Genomic DNA, 18,334 nt, shown 5'->3' with positions numbered 1-18,334 from the left:
CATTTGATAATGGCAAAGAATTTTCCGAACACAAAAGAATTACTGATGCTGGCATAGAGACGTATTTTGCTGATCCTTACAAGTCTATTCAGCGAGCTAGAAATGAAAATACGAATGGTTTAATCCGGCAATATCTGCCAAAATCATCATCGTTTGATGACGTGTCAAACGAACAAATAGAGCAGATAGAATTTGCACTCAACCATCGTCCTAGAAAAACCCTAGGTTGGTATACACCGAGTGAAGTTATGTCTAGTTTTTATACTGTTGCACTTGCCGCTTGAATCCGCCGAAAATAAAAAGCGAAAAGAAAAATATAAGAAAGAAAAAGAGAATGGCTTAGACGATTGCATGCAGCAAAACTGCTACATGCAACAGATCGAAAAAAGAAAGTTAAATGCTGGTTGCCTTGCGCTGTGGGCGAGGGCTTAAACGACACAACAACTCATAGCCAATCGTACCATTGGCTGTGGCAACATCATCCACCAAACGGTGTTTGCCCCATAGTTCAACTTGTGTGCCTAATTCAACGTCTAAACCTGTGACATCAATGGCAATCATATCCATAGACACACGACCAAGTACAGGCGTTAATTTTGTACCAATCGCAACAAAATTTGGCTGCACAAATGTACGTGGATAACCATCGCCATAGCCAATTGAAACAATCGCAATTTGCATGGCTTGTTCTGCAGTAAAGGTTGAAACGTAGCCGACGTGTTCGCCTGCATCAATTTCATTTAGTGCGATCACTTCTGCGCTTAAAGTCATCACAGGCTTTAAGTCGAGTGTATGCACATTATGTGCGGCAAAAGGCGTTGCACCGTAAAGCATAATGCCTGGGCGTACATAATCAAAATGCAATTCGGGATAACGATAGATTGCAGCAGAGTTACAGCAAGAAGCAAGAATAGGGCTGCAATTGTCTTTGACATGCAAAAATTGCGCGACTTGTTGATCATTTAAAGCATGATCACCATCGGCATTGGCAAAATGCATGGTCAACACACAGGTAAAACCTTCGGCTTTGAGCATGTGAATCACATCAATAATTTCAGGAATTTTAAAACCTAAACGATTCATGCCGCTGTTGAGTTTGACCCAGACTTTTAAGCCTTGTGTGATGTAATCAGCTTTATGTTGTAGCAGCCAGTCGAGCTGTGCTTGATGATGCACCACACATTCTAATTTGTGTGCTAACACACTTTGCATTTCATCGGCAGAAAAAACACCTTCAATCAGGGTGATGGGCTGCGTATATCCCAATTCACGAATTTCTAAGGCTTCTTCAACGCAAGCGACACCAAAGGCATCGCTGTCTTTTAAGGCTGCTAAGCAGTCTTTTACACCATGTCCGTAAGCATTGGCCTTGACCATGCTAACAATTTTTGCTGTTGGGGCAAGTTGTTTGACACGGTTTAAATTATATTGCAGTGCCTGACTGTCAATATAAACTGTTGCTTGGCGCACCCTAAATACTCCTTGGGAATGACAATTGGTAATTTGTGTTAGATACACTGTGGAGTGATAAATAAATACTAAAAATAGTTCTATTTAAAAATATTCACTATTGTAGACCTATCAACCTCAAATAGACATGAACATTTAAGTTTTTGATCATAAATTAATTTAAGATCGAAAAATCTATTAGGTTATTGATTGCAAATAATTTGTAAAAGTTTCAGACTTTATTTTTCATATAAAACTATACGTTCTAAAAGCTATTATGGTGTTAGATGCTCTCACTCAGGAAATTCTAAACTGTACGAGTTATGGCAAGATTCAGATGATTGTGGAGAGTGGGTTCGTAATTTAAATGAACTCAAAGAGAGATTAAACAATGCATTTTAAACTTGGATATGTTGAATAAATAATGAAAATATTTTGTTATCTGGGATGGAGTACTTTATTTTTTTGTCAGTCAGTTATGGCTTGTATGCCACATTCACCCAATGACGTTTTTATTGCCCGTTACCAAGGTTCACTGGCAGTACAGGAGAGTTCAGACTTCATTTTTGAACTCAGTTCAGGTCAATTTATTTTTCGCTCAATACTAGATGAGGTTAAATATAAAAAGCCTACTCAATGGTACAGTGGATTTTCAGGTAAAAGTACAGCTAAAAACCAATTAATTATTGGTTTAGCTTATGCACCAGATGGTGCTAAACCCCAGCAATATCAAGTAGTTTCATTTGCAACATTAAACTGTAAGAATGACCAGCTTGTTTTATCTAAACCGATTGTCCCATTTTTAGCTTGGAATAAGCAGACCTCAAATTGTTCTACAGTCGATAGATCAGAGGTTGGGATTTTAGATGGTTTTATAGACTATGATCAGACACATTATTTGGCGCAACTGCAACAAAAGTATCCGACATGCAAGCAATTAAATAAAGCATTTCCATCACTTGAAATGGAAGAAAATAGTCAAGATTATAATTTACTCTCAAGTTGGAAACTATGGTGGGCAAAGTTAATAAGTCAGATTAAAACATGGTTTTAATAAAAAAGAGCAATGCAAGCATTACTCTTCATCATCATACTGAGCATAATACTCAGGAGATAAGTTACTAAAACGCGTATATTGCCCTTCAAAAGCAAGACGTACCGTACCAATTGGGCCGTTACGCTGTTTACCAATAATAATTTCGGCAGTACCTGCTTCTTTAGATTCTTTATTGTAAACTTCGTCGCGGTAAATAAACATGATTAAATCCGCATCCTGCTCAATTGCACCAGATTCACGCAAGTCAGACATCACAGGACGTTTGTTGGGGCGGTTCTCTAATGAGCGGTTGAGCTGTGACAAAGCAATCACAGGGCAGTTCATCTCTTTGGCCAAGGCTTTTAAGCTACGTGAAATTTCTGAGATTTCGCCGACACGGTTATCGCCCATGCCTGGGACTTTCATTAACTGCAAATAATCGACCATGATACAGCCAATTTTACCGCCATGTTGTTTGGCAATGCGTCGCGCACGTGCACGTACTTCCGTAGGCGGCAGGGCAGATGAGTCATCAATATACAAATGCTTTTCTTGCAGTTGTAAAATCGTGCCTGTGACTTTTGACCATTCATCGCCACTGAGTTTACCTGAACGTAAATTCCCTTGATGCACTTTGCCGTATGCAGAAATTAAACGCATTGCGATTGAGTCTGCAGGCATTTCCATAGAGTAGACAAGGGCAGGCAAATCATTGTTAAACAAAACACTTTCGACCAAGTTCATGGCAAAGGTGGTTTTACCCATAGATGGACGCGCAGCGACAATAATCAAGTCACCCGCTTGCATGCCCGAAGTTTTATTATCTAACTCCACAAAGCCTGTGGTTAAGCCTGTGATGTTACCTTCCATTTTAGAAAGTTCATCAAGTTTGTCGAATACATCGGCAACCACGCTCGAAATGGCTTTTGGGCCTTGTGCTTTGGCATTGTTATTATGTTGTTCGGCAATTTGGAAAATATTGGTTTCGGCCAAGTCTAAAATTTCACTTACGCTACGACCTTTGGTGTCATAGGCATTTTGTAAAATTTCAGAACTGACTTTAATCATGTTTCTGAGGGTCGAGAATTCTTTAATTTTCGTGGCATAGGTTTCTAGGTTATAAAAACTAGAAGGCGAGTCTGCCATGAGCTGCATTAAGTATTCTTCCCCGCCTGCAGCTTCAAGTAAATTTTGTTTAATCAGCCAGTCATTCACCAATACGGCATCATAAGGTGAGTTTTCTTTAGACAAAGAATCAATGGCGCGGAAAATATATTTGTGGCGTGTCGCGTAAAAATCAGATTCTTGTAGCACATCACCCACTTGTTCAAAAGATTCGGCCACAGTCATTAACGCAGCCAAAACAGCTTGTTCGATGGCTAAGTTATGCGGTGGGGTACGAAACTCTTTAAGCGGGCTGTTCTCATTTGGTTTTAGATCAGACTTTGCAGTATGTTGCTTTGCGCTAGCAGTCGCCTGTGACATATAAATCCCTGATTTTTAAAACAGTAAATGCTGAATAATGCACGGGGGATAGAACTTGAAACTCATATTCTTTCCACTTCCCGATGATACGCCCTCTAGAAAAAAAAGCGAGTAGATTTTGGTGAAGGATAAGTCAAAGCGTATAGATCGATTTAGGAAAATTGTACTAACTGTATATTCTAAAGACAAAAAAAGAGCATGCGATTAGGCATGCTCTTTTCTTTTGCAGAAAATTACTCAGATACGATAGTAACGAGAACTTCAGCAACAACATCATGGTGCAATTGGATTGCGATGTTGAATTCACCAGTGTGACGAAGCGCACCGTTTGGTAAACGAACTTCTGCACGGTCAACTTCAAGACCAGCATTCGTTAACGCGTCAGCGATGTCACGAGTACCGATAGAACCGAAAAGTTTACCTTCATCACCAGCTTTAGCAGTGATTACGATGTTAACTTCGTTCAATTGGTCAGCACGTGCTTGAGCAGCAGCTAAAATTTCAGCTTCTTGCTTCTCAAGTTCAGCACGACGAGCTTCAAATGCTGCAGTGTTTGCTTCAGTTGCAGCAACTGCTTTACCTTGAGGGATCAAGTAGTTACGGCCGTAACCAGCTTTAACTGAAACTTTATCGCCTAATTTACCAAGGTTCTTAATGCGTTGTAATAAGATAATATCCACAGCTCAACCTCACTTATGATTGTCAGTGTAAGGGATCAACGCTAAGTAGCGAGCTTGTTTAATAGCAAGCGCTAATTGACGTTGGTAACGAGCTTTAGTACCTGTAATACGGCTAGGAACAATCTTGCCATTTTCAGTGATGTACTGTTTTAGTGTATCGATATCTTTGTAGTCGATGTACGTAACGTTCTCAGCTGTAAAGCGGCAGAACTTGCGACGACGGTAAAAACGTGCCATTGATGTTCTCCTTAAGCTTCAGCAGAGTCTTGGTTAGCGTGTTGTGCTTCTTCACGTTGAGCTTTACGCGCACGTTTTTCTTCAGCACTCTTAGCCAATAATGACTCTTCAGTGATAGCGTTTTCACGACGGATGATCAAGCTACGAAGGATCGCGTCGTTATAACGGAACAATTCTTCTAACTCGTCAAGCGTAGTTTGACCACATTCAACGTTCATAAGAATGTAGTGCGCTTTGTGAATTTTGTTAATTGGGTAAGCCAATTGACGACGGCCCCAATCTTCTAAACGGTGAATTTGACCTTCAGCTTCTTTGATGTGAGTTAGGTAACGTTCTACCATACCCACAACTTGATCGCTTTGGTCTGGGTGTACCAAAAGTACGATTTCGTAGTGACGCATTGTCAGCTCCTTACGGTTTATGCAGCCCCTGACTAAATTGAGCCAGAAGCAAGGAGTCACAACCGAAGTTGTGTCGCAAAATTGCGAAGCGTGAATTTTAGAGCTTTTACCAAGTAAATACAAGGCTTGGTCTAAGAAAAGATCGGCTTGGGTAAAAAGGGAATGTAATATTTTGCATCTATGATTGGAATTTAAATTTTATACTTTGTATTTGTATGTCACTAACTTTTAGAGTGTTTAATTCGAAAATTATTAAGGACGAATAAATCAAAGACAGATAAATTGTTATTATTTAAATATTGAAGTGTGGAGAGGGTAGGCACTCCATTAAAAGATAGAGCTAAACTCTATCTTTTAAAAAAGTATGATTTGCGTGCTTGGTGCGGTTGCTGTAAAGCTAAAACATAAACTCACAACAGTAATTAAAATAACCGAAAATAGGAAAAAGCGTTTTGCCCATAATTGATCATTTTCTGCTTTGAAGCCAATGACGCCAATATAGAACCAATAAATACAAAGTGCATTCAAAATAACCAGATATAGCCAGTTTGCATAACCAAATACAAACAGTCCATTCATGGCAACGGTAAATAACACCACATAAATTAGTGATTCAATTTTCGTTCGTAAAATTGAACGAGCAACTGGCAAAATTGGAATCCCCGCATTTTTGTAATCATCAAAACGGTAAATTGCAATCGCCCAAGAGTGGGGCATTTGCCAAAGTGCATAACCTAAAAAGATAAGTAGTGCAGCTAAGTCAAATTGATTTGCAACAGCGGTATAACCAATGACAGGTGGGCTTGCGCCTGAAATACTGCCAATAATGGTTTGATGAATTGTTGTGCGTTTGGTCCATAGACTGTAAAAGCCGACATAAACCACGAAACCAATCAGTGCAAAAAGAAAAGCGTATGCGTTAACTCCAAACCATAAAATGCTAAAACCAATTATGCCCAATACCACTGAATAAATCAGCGCAATAGGAACAGAAACAGTTTTTTTCACTAAAGCACGGTTTTGTGTGCGTTGCATTTTTTGGTCGATGTCTTGGTCAATAATATTGTTGACCACACATCCTGAGGCGACAACAAGCGTTGTACCAAGCAGAGTAAGCAGTAGGAGAAGGAAATCTACAGAACCTTGGGCAGCTACAAAGTAGCCACCCAAAGTGGTAATAAAATTACCAAAGAGAATTCCTGGCTTTGTCAGGAATAAATACTTTTTCAGCATGACAACCAGTTTAGATCATCATGTTGTAGTGTAGGTAGTTCATGATCCATACAGAACCAACCAAAAGGATGGCAATGGTCAGAATGGTATACACGAATGCAATCACGTTCCAACGTTGCTCTGAAGAAGAATTCATATGCAAGAAATAAATTAATTGAATAAGAATCTGAGCAACTGCTGTAATCGAAATAACAGTAATCAAAATACCACGGCCAAAACCACCTGCCATAACCATACCAAAAGGAATAATGGTAAGGATAACAGAAAGGATAAAGCCAATCGTATATTGCTTAGTGTTACCGTGTGATGCACCAGCAGAGTTGTGATCGTGACTCATTAGAGAACTCCCATCAAGTAAACTACGCTGAATACACAGATCCAAACGATGTCAAGGAAGTGCCAGAACAAGCTTAGGCAAGCTAAACGACGCATGTTCGGAATAGTCAAACCATATTTCTTGATTTGAACCATTAACACGATCATCCAAACTAAACCTGAAGTTACGTGAATACCGTGCGTACCAACCAAAGTAAAGAACGCAGATAAGAACGCACTCGCACTTGGACCATGTCCAGCGTGAACTAAATGGTTGAACTCATAAAGTTCCATACCAATAAAGATCGCACCGAAAACCCAAGTCACGCCTAACCAAGTTAGAACTTTAGCAACATCTTTCTTGTAAGCAGCTAAAACGGCAAAACCGAAAGTTACAGAAGAAATCAACAGGGCAAAAGTTTCTGTTAAAACGAAGCCTAATGACTCGCCAAACAAATCTTTAGCTGTTGGAGTGCCTACTGGAACGTGGCTACTTAATACAGCGAACGCGATGAAAAGTGTACCAAAAATTACAAGGTCACTCATCAAGTAGGTCCAGAAACCAAAGACGGTGATGTCTGTATCATCGTGGTGATGATCATCATGTCCGTGGTTGTCGTGATGAAGTACTTCAGCCATGTCTTAGTCCTTCTTCAAGTGTTTTTCAAGGATCGCATAGCGTTCGTTTTCAATACGCTCAACTTCAGCAGCAGGAACATAGTAGTCCACTTTCTTCGTGAAAGAACTCACGATGAAGCTGATGATTGCCGCAATGAACGTAACGATTGCTAGCCACCAAATATGCCAGATTAATGCGAAGCCCATAGTTGTAATAAACATTGCAATTATGAAGCCAGCTGCACGGTTAGTTGGCATATGGACATCTTCATACTTAGTTGGACGAGCGTATGCAACACCATTTTCTTTGTCAGTCCAGAAAGTATCAATACCATTGATCTTTGGAAGGTGAGCAAAGTTATAGAACGGTGCTGGAGAAGAAGTAGCCCACTCAAGCGTACGGCCATCCCATGGATCTCCAGTAAGGTCTAAGCGTTGGTTGCGTTGTAGGAAGCCAACCACAATCTGCATAACGAAGCAGAATAGACCAATAGCAATTAACACAGAACCGAAGAACGCAATTGCCAAGTATGGATCCCATTCTGGGTTGTCATATGTATTCAAACGACGAGTCATACCCATGAAACCAAGGATATAAAGTGGCATGAATGCAAAGTAGAAACCGAAGAACCAGAACCAGAATGCTGCTTTACCCCAAGTTTCATTGAGTCTCCAACCAAACATTTTTGGCCAGTAGTAAATGATACCTGCGAACATCGCGAATACTACACCACCAATAATTACGTTATGGAAGTGAGCAATTAGGAATAAAGAGTTGTGTACAAGGAAGTCCGCTGGTGGAACTGCCATTAATACACCTGTTAAACCACCGATACCAAAAGTCACAAGGAAGCCAAGTGTCCAAAGCATTGGGGTAGTGTAGGTAATACGACCCTTGTACATGGTGAATAACCAAGAGAAGATTTTCACACCAGTAGGAATCGCAATAATCATGGTCATGATACCGAAGAACGCGTTAACGTTGGCACCTGCACCCATGGTAAAGAAGTGGTGAACCCATACAACAAGTGATAACACACCAATTGCAACAGTTGCGTACACCATTGATTTGTAACCGAACAATGTTTTGCGAGCAAAAGTCGCAGTTACTTCTGAGTAAATACCAAATGCTGGTAATACTAAGATATAAACTTCTGGGTGACCCCATGTCCAAATCAAGTTTACATACAACATTGGGCTACCACCCATGTCGTTCGTAAAGAAGTGGAAACCGAAGTAACGGTCAAGCGTTAACATTGCAATTGTCGCAGTTAAAACTGGGAATGTTGCAATGATAAGTACCGCAGTAACTAATGTTGTCCAAGTGAAAACAGGCATGTCCATAAGTTTCATGCCAGGCGCACGCATTTTGATGATGGTAACGAAGAAGTTAACACCAGTAAGAAGCGTACCTAGACCAGAAACCTGAAGTGCCCAAATATAGTAGTCAACACCAACACCTGGAGAATATTCGATACCAGATAGAGGAGGATAAGCCATCCAACCTGTAGCAGCGAATTCACCCAATGCAAGTGAAACCATCATTAAACCTGCAGCACCAGCGAATAACCAGAAGCTTAAAGAGTTTAATAACGGGAAGGCTACGTCACGAGCACCAATCTGTAATGGTACAGAGATGTTCATTAAGCCAACAACAAGACCCATTGCCACGAAGAAGATCATGATCACACCGTGTGCGGTGAAAATCTGGTCATAGTGTTCTGGGTGTAAATAGCCTTCACCACCACCTTTCGCAAGGAACTGTTGAAGACGCATCATGATCGCATCTGCGAAGCCACGAAGTAACATGACTACAGATACAAAGATATACATGATACCAATTTTTTTATGGTCTACAGATGTGAACCATTCGTTCCACAAGTAGCCCCATTTTTTGAAGTAGGTAATACCAGCAATCGCTGCAAGACCACCTAAGATCATCGCTGCAACAGTTACCAATACGATTGGATCGTAAGGAATTGCATCTGGACCTAACTTACCTAATAAGCTCATGTCTTATTCCCCTTGAGAAGCAGTCGCATGTTCAACTGCTACATGAGTTTCAGAAGCAGGCGCTTCACCAGCCACTACAGGAGCTGAATGGTCAGCACCATGGTAGTTACTCATATAGTTATTGATCACTGATTCAAACAAGCCTTGCTCAACAGAAGAGTAATAAGTCACAGGATGTGGCTGAGTCTTATATGGACCTTCTTTTAAAGCCGTTGCAGCAAGTTTTTTCTCTAATTCAGTTTTGGCGTTACGAACCATTGCATCAATTTGTTTCTGTGAACGGTTACCGTCACGTAAAGAAGCAAATTCAGCTTGATCTAAAACTGTTTTTTGAACAGCTTGAGGATTGATAGTCGTACCTTGACCTGCTTTAACAGCTGTTACCCATTGCTCAAAATCAGCTTGAGTTACAGAGTGAGCTTTAAAGCGCATTTGCGAGAAACCATAACCTGAGTAGTTAGATGAGAAACCACGGAATTCGCCCGTGTTGTCTGCTAAAACGTTCAAGTGAGTTTGCATACCCGCCATTGCATAAATCTGACCAGATAATGCAGGGATAAAGAACGAGTTCATTGTGAAGTTAGATGTTAAACGTAAGCTTACAGGCGTTTGCTCTGGGAAGCGTAATTCGTTAACAGTAGCAATGTTCTGTTCTGGGTAGATGAAGATCCATTTAAATTGTTCAGCAATAACTTGAACAGTTAAAGGAGCTTTTTCGGATTCTAGCGGACGGTAAGGGTCGTACTTGTGGGAACCCCACCAAGTTAACCAAGCTAAAATACAAATAATAATAACAGGTATACCCCATACTACAATTTCAATTGCAGTAGAGTGTGACCATGTTGGTTGATAGTCTGCGTCTTTATTCGATGCGCGATATTTCCAACCGAACCACAATGCCATAATTGCAGATGGAATAACCACCAATAGCATTAGGTAAATCGCAGTCATCATCAGGTTACTTTGACCTGCTGCAACTGGACCTTTTGAGTTCAGAAGTACTAAATCACCGCCACACCCAGTTAAGAGTGCAGCCATCGTAGATAAAGACAATACAGCTAAAATCGTTTGTCTCATTTTACAACCTCGGTGAAGAGTCCCATTCCCTAATTTAATATGGGATAGCGATTAAAGTGTCGCATGATTAAAAAGACATCAAAAAAGATGAAAAAGTCTTCTTAATCATCGGACACCGCTACGTTGTAGGGCATTATGCCTGATATCGACAAACTAAGCTACACATAAAGCGGCTTTAAGTGGAGGGAATGAAAACCAATTTTTATACTCGGAATTATTTGTGTTAATTTTAATTTATTTATATTTATCAATATTATAAGAAAAAAGGGATGATCAATCATCCCTGAATAAATAAAATCAAATTATTGCTTTACGACTTTGGTTTTGGCGAGTTTATCGTGCAAAGCCTGTCGTTTTGCACCAAATGCAAAGCCATAATCTAAAATTGTGATGAAGGGCATAAACATCATATTCAAAATAATGAAAATGATAGAGCGAATAGTAAACACACGCATTAGGCTGACTTTTTCATCGGTTTCAGCATCGACAATCTTAATTTTAGTCAGACGTTTGCCAATACTTTGTCCAGTTTTAGCCAGCAGGAAGGCTTGTATGCCCAGCATAATCAATAAATAAATTGCCACCGCTTGCCAAGCTTGCATTGGAATGAGCTGAAAGAGTTCAGTTTGCAATTGCATGGCTTGATCAGACGTTGTCGCTGCCTGCATTTTTTGTTGTAAACCAGACAATTGTTCAAACTGGTCCGCATTTAAGAAAAAAGAGGGAAGTGCTGCTGCAGGCAACCATAACAACATGTCTATAATTTTGGCTAAAGCACGTTGGTTAATGCTCGCCAATTCATTTTTTGTTGCCTGTGTTCTTGAATTTGATGATGCTGAGCTTGGTCGTGATGTGTTTGTAGCCGTGTAATCTGTATTTTGAAAAGGTGAATGTTCAGGGGCAGGTGGTGTGCTGACGTAGCCTTGTGGTTCATATACAAGTTTACCTTGGGTGAGTTCACCTAAAGCTTTCCATTCGCTCATGCCTTGGTGCCAAGCCAAATCTGTCAGCAACACTTGTTGGCTGGCGAGCATTTGGTTGAGCTGCTCTAAGGTGTATGGCCCAGCTTGTTGATTATTTCGTGCCAAGTAAATTTGCATAAATATAAAATCTCAAAAAATGAATTTGAAAAAAAACCCACGCAGGTGCATGGGTTTTCTTTTAACACGTTTTACTACGCTTGTTGAGCTTTTTCTTCAGAAAGGAAGAACCAAGTGTCTAAAACTGAGTCTGGGTTTAAAGATACAGATTCAATACCTTGTTCCATTAACCAACGTGCAAGGTCAGGGTGATCTGAAGGGCCTTGACCACAGATACCGACATATTTACCTGCTTTACGGCATGCGTGAATTGCCATAGAAAGTAATGCTTTCACTGCAGGGTCACGTTCATCGAACAGGTGAGAAACAATGCCTGAGTCACGGTCTAAACCAAGTGTTAACTGAGTTAAGTCATTTGAGCCGATAGAGAAACCATCGAAGTGCTCAAGGAATTGTTCAGCCAACAATGCGTTGGTTGGTAATTCACACATCATGATCACTTTCAGACCATTTTCACCACGTTTTAAACCATTCAGCGCAAGCAATTCGATCACACGTTTTGCTTCAGCAACGGTACGTACAAATGGAATCATAATTTGTACGTTGGTTAAGCCCATTTCGTCACGTACTTTTTTCAAGGCACGACATTCAAGCTCGAAGCAGTCACGGAAATTGTCAGACACATAACGACTTGCACCACGGAAGCCCAACATTGGGTTTTCTTCTTCTGGCTCATATAACTTACCACCAATTAAGTTTGCGTATTCGTTTGATTTGAAGTCAGACATACGCACAATCACTGGTTTGTCAGCGAATGCAGCAGCAAGGGTAGAAATACCTTCAACCAATTTTTCTACATAGAATTCGATTGGCGATGAATAGCCCGCAGTACGCGCCATAACTGCTGCACGTGTTTCACGTGGTAAGCTGTCAATATTAAGCAATGCTTTAGGATGCACACCAATCATACGGTTGATGATGAATTCTAAACGTGCAAGACCAATCCCTTCGTTTGGAATTTGAGCAAAGTCAAATGCGCGGTCTGGGTTACCAACGTTCATCATGATTTTGAACGGAAGTTTAGGCATAGATTCGATTGAGTTCTTTTGAACTTCAAAATCTAAAGCACCTTCATAAATGAAACCTGTGTCGCCTTCGGCGCAAGAAACTGTAACTTCCTGACCATCAGTCAAAACTTCAGTTGCATTACCACAACCTACAATTGCAGGTACGCCTAATTCACGGGCAATAATTGCAGCGTGACAAGTACGACCACCGCGGTTAGTGACAATTGCAGCAGCACGTTTCATCACTGGTTCCCAGTCTGGATCAGTCATGTCTGAAACAAGAACGTCACCTTCCTGAACTTTGTCCATTTCTTTAATAGACGTTACAACGCGGACTCTACCAGAACCGATACGCTGACCAATTGAACGACCTTCACAAATGACCGTACCTTTTTGTTTCAATAGGTAGCGTTCCATAGTACCGACGTTTTCACGGCTTTTTACAGTTTCAGGACGTGCTTGAACGATGTAGATTTGACCGTCATCACCATCTTTTGCCCATTCAATATCCATAGGCGCTTGATAATGTTCTTCAATAATTAACGCTTGTTTCGCTAATTCTTGTAGTTCGTGATCATTTAAAGAGAACTGTTGGCGATCTTGTTTTTCAACATCGACCACAACTACAGATTTACCAGCCGCGCCTTCTTCACCATAAATCATTTTTTGGTGTTTAGAGCCAAGGTTACGACGTAAAACTGAGTGTTTGCCTGCTTTTAATAAAGGCTTAGAAATATAGAATTCATCTGGGTTAACTGCACCCTGAACCACCATTTCACCCAAACCATAAGAAGCAGTAATGAATACAGCATCACGGAAACCAGATTCTGTATCTAGGGTAAACATTACACCAGCAGCGCCAGTTTCTGAACGTACCATACGTTGTACGCCTGCAGACAAAGCAACGACATCGTGGTCAAAGTTTTGGTGTACACGGTAAGAAATCGCGCGGTCGTTGTACAAAGATGCAAAAACTTCTTTAATGGCAATTAATACGTTGTCAATGCCACGGATGTTTAGGAATGTTTCTTGCTGACCTGCGAAAGATGCGTCTGGTAGATCTTCTGCAGTTGCAGATGAACGAACGGCAACCGCGATGTTTGGGTTGCCGTTAGAGAGTGCTTCAAAAGCAACTCGGATTTCTTGTTCTAGTGATGCAGTAAGCGGAGTGTCGACAATCCATTGACGAATTTTTGCACCAGTTTCAGCAAGCGCATTCACGTCATCTACATTGAGTGTTTTTAGCTCTGCTTGAATTTTAGCGTTTAGGCCACTTTGCTCGAGAAATTCACGATAAGCAGCAGCTGTTGTTGCAAAGCCACCTGGTACCGATACACCAGCATTAGATAAGTGGCTGATCATTTCGCCCAAAGATGAGTTTTTCCCACCCACGAGCTCAACATCGTGTTTCCCTAATTTTTCCAGACCAATTACGCGCGCTTCCAAAGTTGTTACTCCACTTTTGCAGTATTAATCACTATCTTGTCATGAAATTATAATAAATCTACTTAGCAATTTGGTTTTACTAAGCGACAGTCATGTAAGATCGGTTTACTATAAAGATTATATAGCACTAAGACAAATGTTTAAGGAGAATTTTAATGTCAGATGGTAAACAAATTAAGCGGAGTGTTTTTTTTATTTCCGATGGAACTGCAATTACGGCTGAAACCCTTGGACATTCACTCTTAGCGCAATTTCCAAATGTGGACTTTGATATTCATATTCATCCTTATATTACGTCTGAAGAAGCGGCTATGAATGTGGTGGCAGAGATTAATGCCCGAGCACAAATTGATGGTCAATTACCTTTGGTGTTTGATACCTTGGTTGACCAATATGTGCGTGACATTATCAACACTGCCAAAGCAATTAATTTAGATGTATTTGAAGGCTTAATTAGTAAGCTTTCTGAAGAGTTAGGAACACCACCAACCACTTTGGTCGGGCAGACGCATGCCGTAACAGATTCTGAATCTTACAAGGCACGTATTGATGCGGTGCATTTTGCCTTAGATAACGATGATGGCGCACGTACACGTCATTACGACAAGGCCGATCTGATTCTGATTGGGGTGTCGCGTTCGGGTAAAACGCCAACTTCCATCTACCTTTCTTTACAGTTCGGGATTCGTGTGGCGAACTATCCATTGACTGAAGAAGACCTCGATGACAACCGTTTGCCAGCCGTATTAAAGCCGCATAAACATAAGTTATTTGGCTTGATGATTGATGCTGAACGCCTTGTGGCAATTCGTACTGAACGTAAAGCCAATAGCCGTTATGCAAGTTTTAATCAATGCCAAATGGAATTGCGTGCGATTGAAGGTATTTATATTTCAGAAGGGATTAAATATTTAAATGTTTCAGAAATGTCGATTGAAGAAATTTCAACACGTGTTTTACAAATGACAGGTTTAAAACGTCGTATTGGTTAATGAAACTATATGTATTAAAAGAGCCAAAATTTTATTTTGGCTCTTTTTTATTGGATTTAAATAGAATAAAAATCAAGCTACTATTTATTTAAATGATAATGCTTTTAGTGTGACTTAAAATGTAGTGATAATGGTATCAATTGGATGTTCTTGTCCATCAATACTATGCACGCTATGTGCACAGACTTTGACAATTGGCCAAGTAATCAAATGGCAATTTTCGCGTTGTAAAGCTGAATAATAATGATCAGATTTAAAATAGCGTTGATGTGTATCTGCAATGTTTGGTGTGAGTTGACGTTTAAGCCACGTGTCTTTGACTTGAGCATCTAAAAAGCGTAAAGCCAAAATATTTTTGACGCGGTTATTAAACAAACGTCGATTTTTAAACACTAAAGGATGGCTAATTAGGCGATGGATGCCACGTTCTGTACTTGGCAGGACAAAATGCGGTGCAATTTGAAAGACTTGAACAGATGTCGCTTGCTGACAAATTCTATCGAGTTGTGCCACGCTGTCCTGATTTGCACCAATAACTGCAACGCGTAAACCTGTGAAGTCATGCTGTTTGATTTCAGTTGCAGGAATGCATTCGCCTTGGAATTCTTGAAAATCTGCCAAGCAGTTTTGAAAAGCGTGTCTATGTACGTCGTGTTTAGGACTGACCATGCTGAATCTCTTGATTTATTCATTTTATAAATTAGAACATTTACTCTATTTTGTTGGGACAGTACTGTTTGGTAAAGTCTTTTGTGCAGGCGAGCCAGTCATTCCTAAAGATTGAAAATTAATTCAACTGAGATTTAAGCGGGAGAAAACAAGAAAATACAAATTTTTTGTAATTATAATTATTTACACTCTTAGTCAGAAGTTGGTAAAGGAGATGTTAATTTATTGATAATAATAGAATTATTTTTAACGCAAGCAGAGTTTGGTTTTATGATCCATGAATATGAATCTAAATCAATATTAGAGGCTTCACCTGCACCATAGGCAACTCTATCGCCATTTTTATACGTTTTATTATCTACGACTAATACATCATTTCTCGAATCCCAGTAAGCTTGTTGAGTCGCAAAAATAGGAAGAAAATTCGTCTGGTTTGCTGTGAAATACAAGCATTTTCCTTCAAGGGTAATTATTGCTTCACTGTAGCTAGCATTACTTCCATCACCTGAATATTGTAGTTTTGGTATGATGATTTCTGTTTGATTATTCAGTGACGATTCAGAACAGCCTAGCACTGTAAACAAAGTGCCAAAGAAAACGGGTAGAAGCTTCTGTTTAAAAATTAACATATGATCCAATAATACCTTAAGAATTTAGTTACCTTACAGCCCTTGATTTGGCTGTAAGGTGTGTTGAATGAATTAAATATTTTTCTTCATTTGCATGAGTAAATCAAAGTTGTATAAGCGTTTTTCTGTGTCATAGATATCACAGGAAAAAATAAACTCATCGACATCATACTTTGCCAATAAGTTTTCTAATCCTGCTTTGACTGTAGCCTTAGAACCAATTTGTGCCATGCCATAAAAACTATCGACGGACATTTTTTCTGCAGGCGACCACAAACCTTCCATACTTTCGACAGGAGCTTTGAGTTTTAGGCTTTGTCCACGCATTAAACCTAAAACACGCTGATAGGCACTAGTCGCCAAAAATTCTGCTTCTTGGTCGGTATCTGCAACCACTGTTGGCACACCCATAGACACATAAGGCCGCTCTAAATATTCTGAAGGCTCAAAATTGTCACGATATAACTGAATGGCTTGAGCAAGCATACGCGGGGCGAAGTGTGAGGCAAATGAGTAGGGTAGTCCTAATTTTGCAGCAAGTTGTGCGCTAAATAAACTTGAACCAAGCAACCATACAGGAACGTGTGTCCCTTGTCCTGGCGTAGCAACAATACGTTGTTGTGGTTCAGCATCTTTAAAGTAATGCAAAATTTCTAAAACATCTTGCGGAAATTGATCTTCAGTGTCCTGTCGCCCACGACGCAGCGCACGCATGGTCACTTGATCTGTGCCTGGTGCGCGACCTAAACCGAGTTCAATACGGTTAGGATATAAAGTCGCTAAAGTTCCAAACTGTTCAGCGACCACTAACGGTGCGTGGTTGGGGAGCATAATACCGCCAGAACCGAGTTTAATTTTTTGCGTATTTGCTAATAAATAACCCAAAAGAACTGCGGTTGCTGAGCTGGCAATGCCATCCATATTATGATGTTCCGCCAACCACAAACGGTCATAGCCGAGTTGTTCTGCGTGTCGTGCTAATTCAAGTGCATGATGCAGTGAAAACTGTACTGATTGATCATCACGTACAGGTGCGAGTTCAAGAATGGCAAATTTTGTGTCTTGCAGGGAACGCATCATTTATTCCAGCTTGATTAAAGAGAGTTTTATCATACGACGCTGCACTGATTTTGTATATCGAAAATTTTCGATATATGGGTGGGGTATGGGATATTGCCACTTAATAACGCATGACATTCATCAAAAAAGCATGCTTCATAAAAATATTTATCCAAAAAAGTTACCAGTAAATAAAAAGCACCCGAAGGTGCTGAAGATGTTAGAAGTATCGTGAGAAATTAACGACGTTTACCATTTTTATAGTGACCTAAATGTAAGCCATTGTCTTTGCGGTAACGGTCATTATAACGGTAGTCATTGTAGCGATAGCCACGGCTATCATAGCGGCGGTCATAACGATCAGCGTAGTGTTTGTTGTCATAGCGGTCATCTCGACGGTCTTCGCTAACTTTTTGACCTAATACTGCACCACCTGCAGAACCGAGTCCTGCACCGACATAGCCACCATTGTTGCCTGCCATATTGCGACCAACGCTATATCCACCTGCACCGCCCAAGGCAGCACCAATCATGGCACCGTTACGGTCACGTTTATTGGCAGAAGCTGCAGCACCGCCCGCACCACCAATGGCTGAACCAATCATCGCGCCTGTTTGTCCACCCATTTGTTGACCAATTGCTGCTCCGACAGCACCACCCAAGGCAGAACTTACGGCAACACGTGTATCGTTCGCATGCGCAGTGCTCATAAGCAAGGCAGAACTTGCGATAACGCTACCCAATAAAATACGATTAAGTTTCATGCGGATGCTCCAAATATTGATTAATATGTTTTGTAATGAAGATATAGAAACAGATGGCAAAGATCGTGAAGGGCAATGAGGTAAATCTGCAAAGTTTGGTAAAGACTTTGTAATTGCACTGCTA

Annotated in this window: 19 protein-coding genes; 3 read left to right on the top strand and 16 right to left on the bottom strand. The window is 40.4% G+C overall.

The features are described 5' to 3' along the window. On the top strand, positions 1–284 hold a 284-nt coding region (locus FTT71_RS12645; RefSeq protein WP_180161011.1), incomplete at its 5' end, for an IS30 family transposase. A 109-nt stretch (positions 285–393) separates the two neighbouring features. Here the strand turns inward: FTT71_RS12645 and alr are convergent. After that, positions 394–1,470 (bottom strand): alanine racemase, encoded by a 1,077-nt coding sequence (gene alr / locus FTT71_RS12640; protein ID WP_180161010.1) that lies wholly within the window; start codon positions 1,468–1,470, stop codon positions 394–396. A gap of 466 nt (positions 1,471–1,936) precedes the next feature. Here alr and FTT71_RS12635 point away from each other — a divergent pair, with 466 nt between their 5' ends. Next, positions 1,937–2,503: a hypothetical protein gene (locus tag FTT71_RS12635; protein ID WP_026438364.1), complete on the top strand. Its 567-nt coding sequence runs from the start codon at positions 1,937–1,939 to the stop codon at positions 2,501–2,503. A gap of 21 nt (positions 2,504–2,524) precedes the next feature. Here the strand turns inward: FTT71_RS12635 and dnaB are convergent, their stop codons facing one another. From dnaB to ppsA, 11 genes are all read right to left on the bottom strand, one after another. Further along, entirely contained in the window at positions 2,525–3,970 is a 1,446-nt protein-coding gene (gene dnaB, locus FTT71_RS12630) for a replicative DNA helicase (protein ID WP_004973149.1), read from the bottom strand. Positions 3,971–4,203: 233 nt separating this feature from the next. Further along, complete coding sequence (gene rplI, locus FTT71_RS12625) at positions 4,204–4,650, bottom strand: 50S ribosomal protein L9 (protein ID WP_004973150.1); 447 nt, start codon at positions 4,648–4,650, stop codon at positions 4,204–4,206. Positions 4,651–4,659: 9 nt separating this feature from the next. Beyond that, positions 4,660–4,887 (bottom strand): 30S ribosomal protein S18, encoded by a 228-nt coding sequence (gene rpsR / locus FTT71_RS12620; RefSeq protein ID WP_004719336.1) that lies wholly within the window; start codon positions 4,885–4,887, stop codon positions 4,660–4,662. An 11-nt stretch (positions 4,888–4,898) separates the two neighbouring features. After that, positions 4,899–5,288, bottom strand: a complete 390-nt coding sequence (gene rpsF / locus FTT71_RS12615) for a 30S ribosomal protein S6 (RefSeq protein WP_004973153.1) — start codon at positions 5,286–5,288, stop codon at positions 4,899–4,901. A 354-nt stretch (positions 5,289–5,642) separates the two neighbouring features. After that, on the bottom strand, positions 5,643–6,521 hold the full coding sequence (gene cyoE, locus FTT71_RS12610) for a heme o synthase (protein ID WP_004973155.1): 879 nt from the start codon (positions 6,519–6,521) through the stop codon (positions 5,643–5,645). A gap of 10 nt (positions 6,522–6,531) precedes the next feature. After that, the gene (locus FTT71_RS12605; protein ID WP_004973158.1) at positions 6,532–6,858 is read right to left on the bottom strand and encodes a cytochrome o ubiquinol oxidase subunit IV; all 327 of its coding nucleotides are present in this window, start codon (positions 6,856–6,858) and stop codon (positions 6,532–6,534) included. Continuing rightward, positions 6,858–7,475, bottom strand: coding sequence for a cytochrome o ubiquinol oxidase subunit III (cyoC, locus tag FTT71_RS12600; protein WP_004973159.1), 618 nt, complete (start codon positions 7,473–7,475; stop codon positions 6,858–6,860). The genes FTT71_RS12605 and cyoC overlap by 1 nt, the downstream gene beginning before the upstream one ends. Positions 7,476–7,478: 3 nt before the next feature. Then, positions 7,479–9,467, bottom strand: a complete 1,989-nt coding sequence (gene cyoB / locus FTT71_RS12595) for a cytochrome o ubiquinol oxidase subunit I (protein ID WP_096900904.1) — start codon at positions 9,465–9,467, stop codon at positions 7,479–7,481. 3 nt (positions 9,468–9,470) lie between these two features. Continuing rightward, the gene (gene cyoA / locus FTT71_RS12590; protein WP_004973169.1) at positions 9,471–10,544 is read right to left on the bottom strand and encodes a ubiquinol oxidase subunit II; all 1,074 of its coding nucleotides are present in this window, start codon (positions 10,542–10,544) and stop codon (positions 9,471–9,473) included. 302 nt (positions 10,545–10,846) lie between these two features. Continuing rightward, positions 10,847–11,644 (bottom strand): RDD family protein, encoded by a 798-nt coding sequence (locus FTT71_RS12585; RefSeq protein WP_004973172.1) that lies wholly within the window; start codon positions 11,642–11,644, stop codon positions 10,847–10,849. Positions 11,645–11,718: 74 nt separating this feature from the next. Then, positions 11,719–14,097 (bottom strand): phosphoenolpyruvate synthase, encoded by a 2,379-nt coding sequence (gene ppsA / locus FTT71_RS12580; RefSeq protein WP_004973175.1) that lies wholly within the window; start codon positions 14,095–14,097, stop codon positions 11,719–11,721. A 155-nt stretch (positions 14,098–14,252) separates the two neighbouring features. Between ppsA and FTT71_RS12575 the strand changes: the two genes are divergently transcribed. Beyond that, the gene (locus tag FTT71_RS12575; protein WP_004973178.1) at positions 14,253–15,089 is read left to right on the top strand and encodes a pyruvate, water dikinase regulatory protein; all 837 of its coding nucleotides are present in this window, start codon (positions 14,253–14,255) and stop codon (positions 15,087–15,089) included. A 114-nt stretch (positions 15,090–15,203) separates the two neighbouring features. Here FTT71_RS12575 and FTT71_RS12570 read toward each other — a convergent pair whose 3' ends face one another. The 4 genes from FTT71_RS12570 to FTT71_RS12555 form a co-directional block, all read right to left on the bottom strand. Continuing rightward, complete coding sequence (locus tag FTT71_RS12570; protein ID WP_004973179.1) at positions 15,204–15,758, bottom strand: hypothetical protein; 555 nt, start codon at positions 15,756–15,758, stop codon at positions 15,204–15,206. Between the two features lie 191 nt (positions 15,759–15,949). Further along, entirely contained in the window at positions 15,950–16,387 is a 438-nt protein-coding gene (locus FTT71_RS12565; protein WP_218945593.1) for a hypothetical protein, read from the bottom strand. A 72-nt stretch (positions 16,388–16,459) separates the two neighbouring features. Beyond that, entirely contained in the window at positions 16,460–17,464 is a 1,005-nt protein-coding gene (locus FTT71_RS12560) for an LLM class flavin-dependent oxidoreductase (protein WP_180038039.1), read from the bottom strand. Positions 17,465–17,685: 221 nt separating this feature from the next. Then, a complete protein-coding gene (locus tag FTT71_RS12555; protein ID WP_179988644.1) occupies positions 17,686–18,210 on the bottom strand; it encodes a hypothetical protein in 525 nt (174 codons plus the stop codon). Between the last annotated feature and the right edge of the window lie 124 nt (positions 18,211–18,334).

It is taken from the genome of Acinetobacter sp. YH01004 (assembly GCF_013420455.1).
Taxonomy (GTDB): Bacteria; Pseudomonadota; Gammaproteobacteria; order Pseudomonadales; family Moraxellaceae; genus Acinetobacter; species Acinetobacter towneri.
Note: the sequence above shows the minus strand (reverse complement) of the source record. Positions and strands in the feature narration are given on the sequence as shown.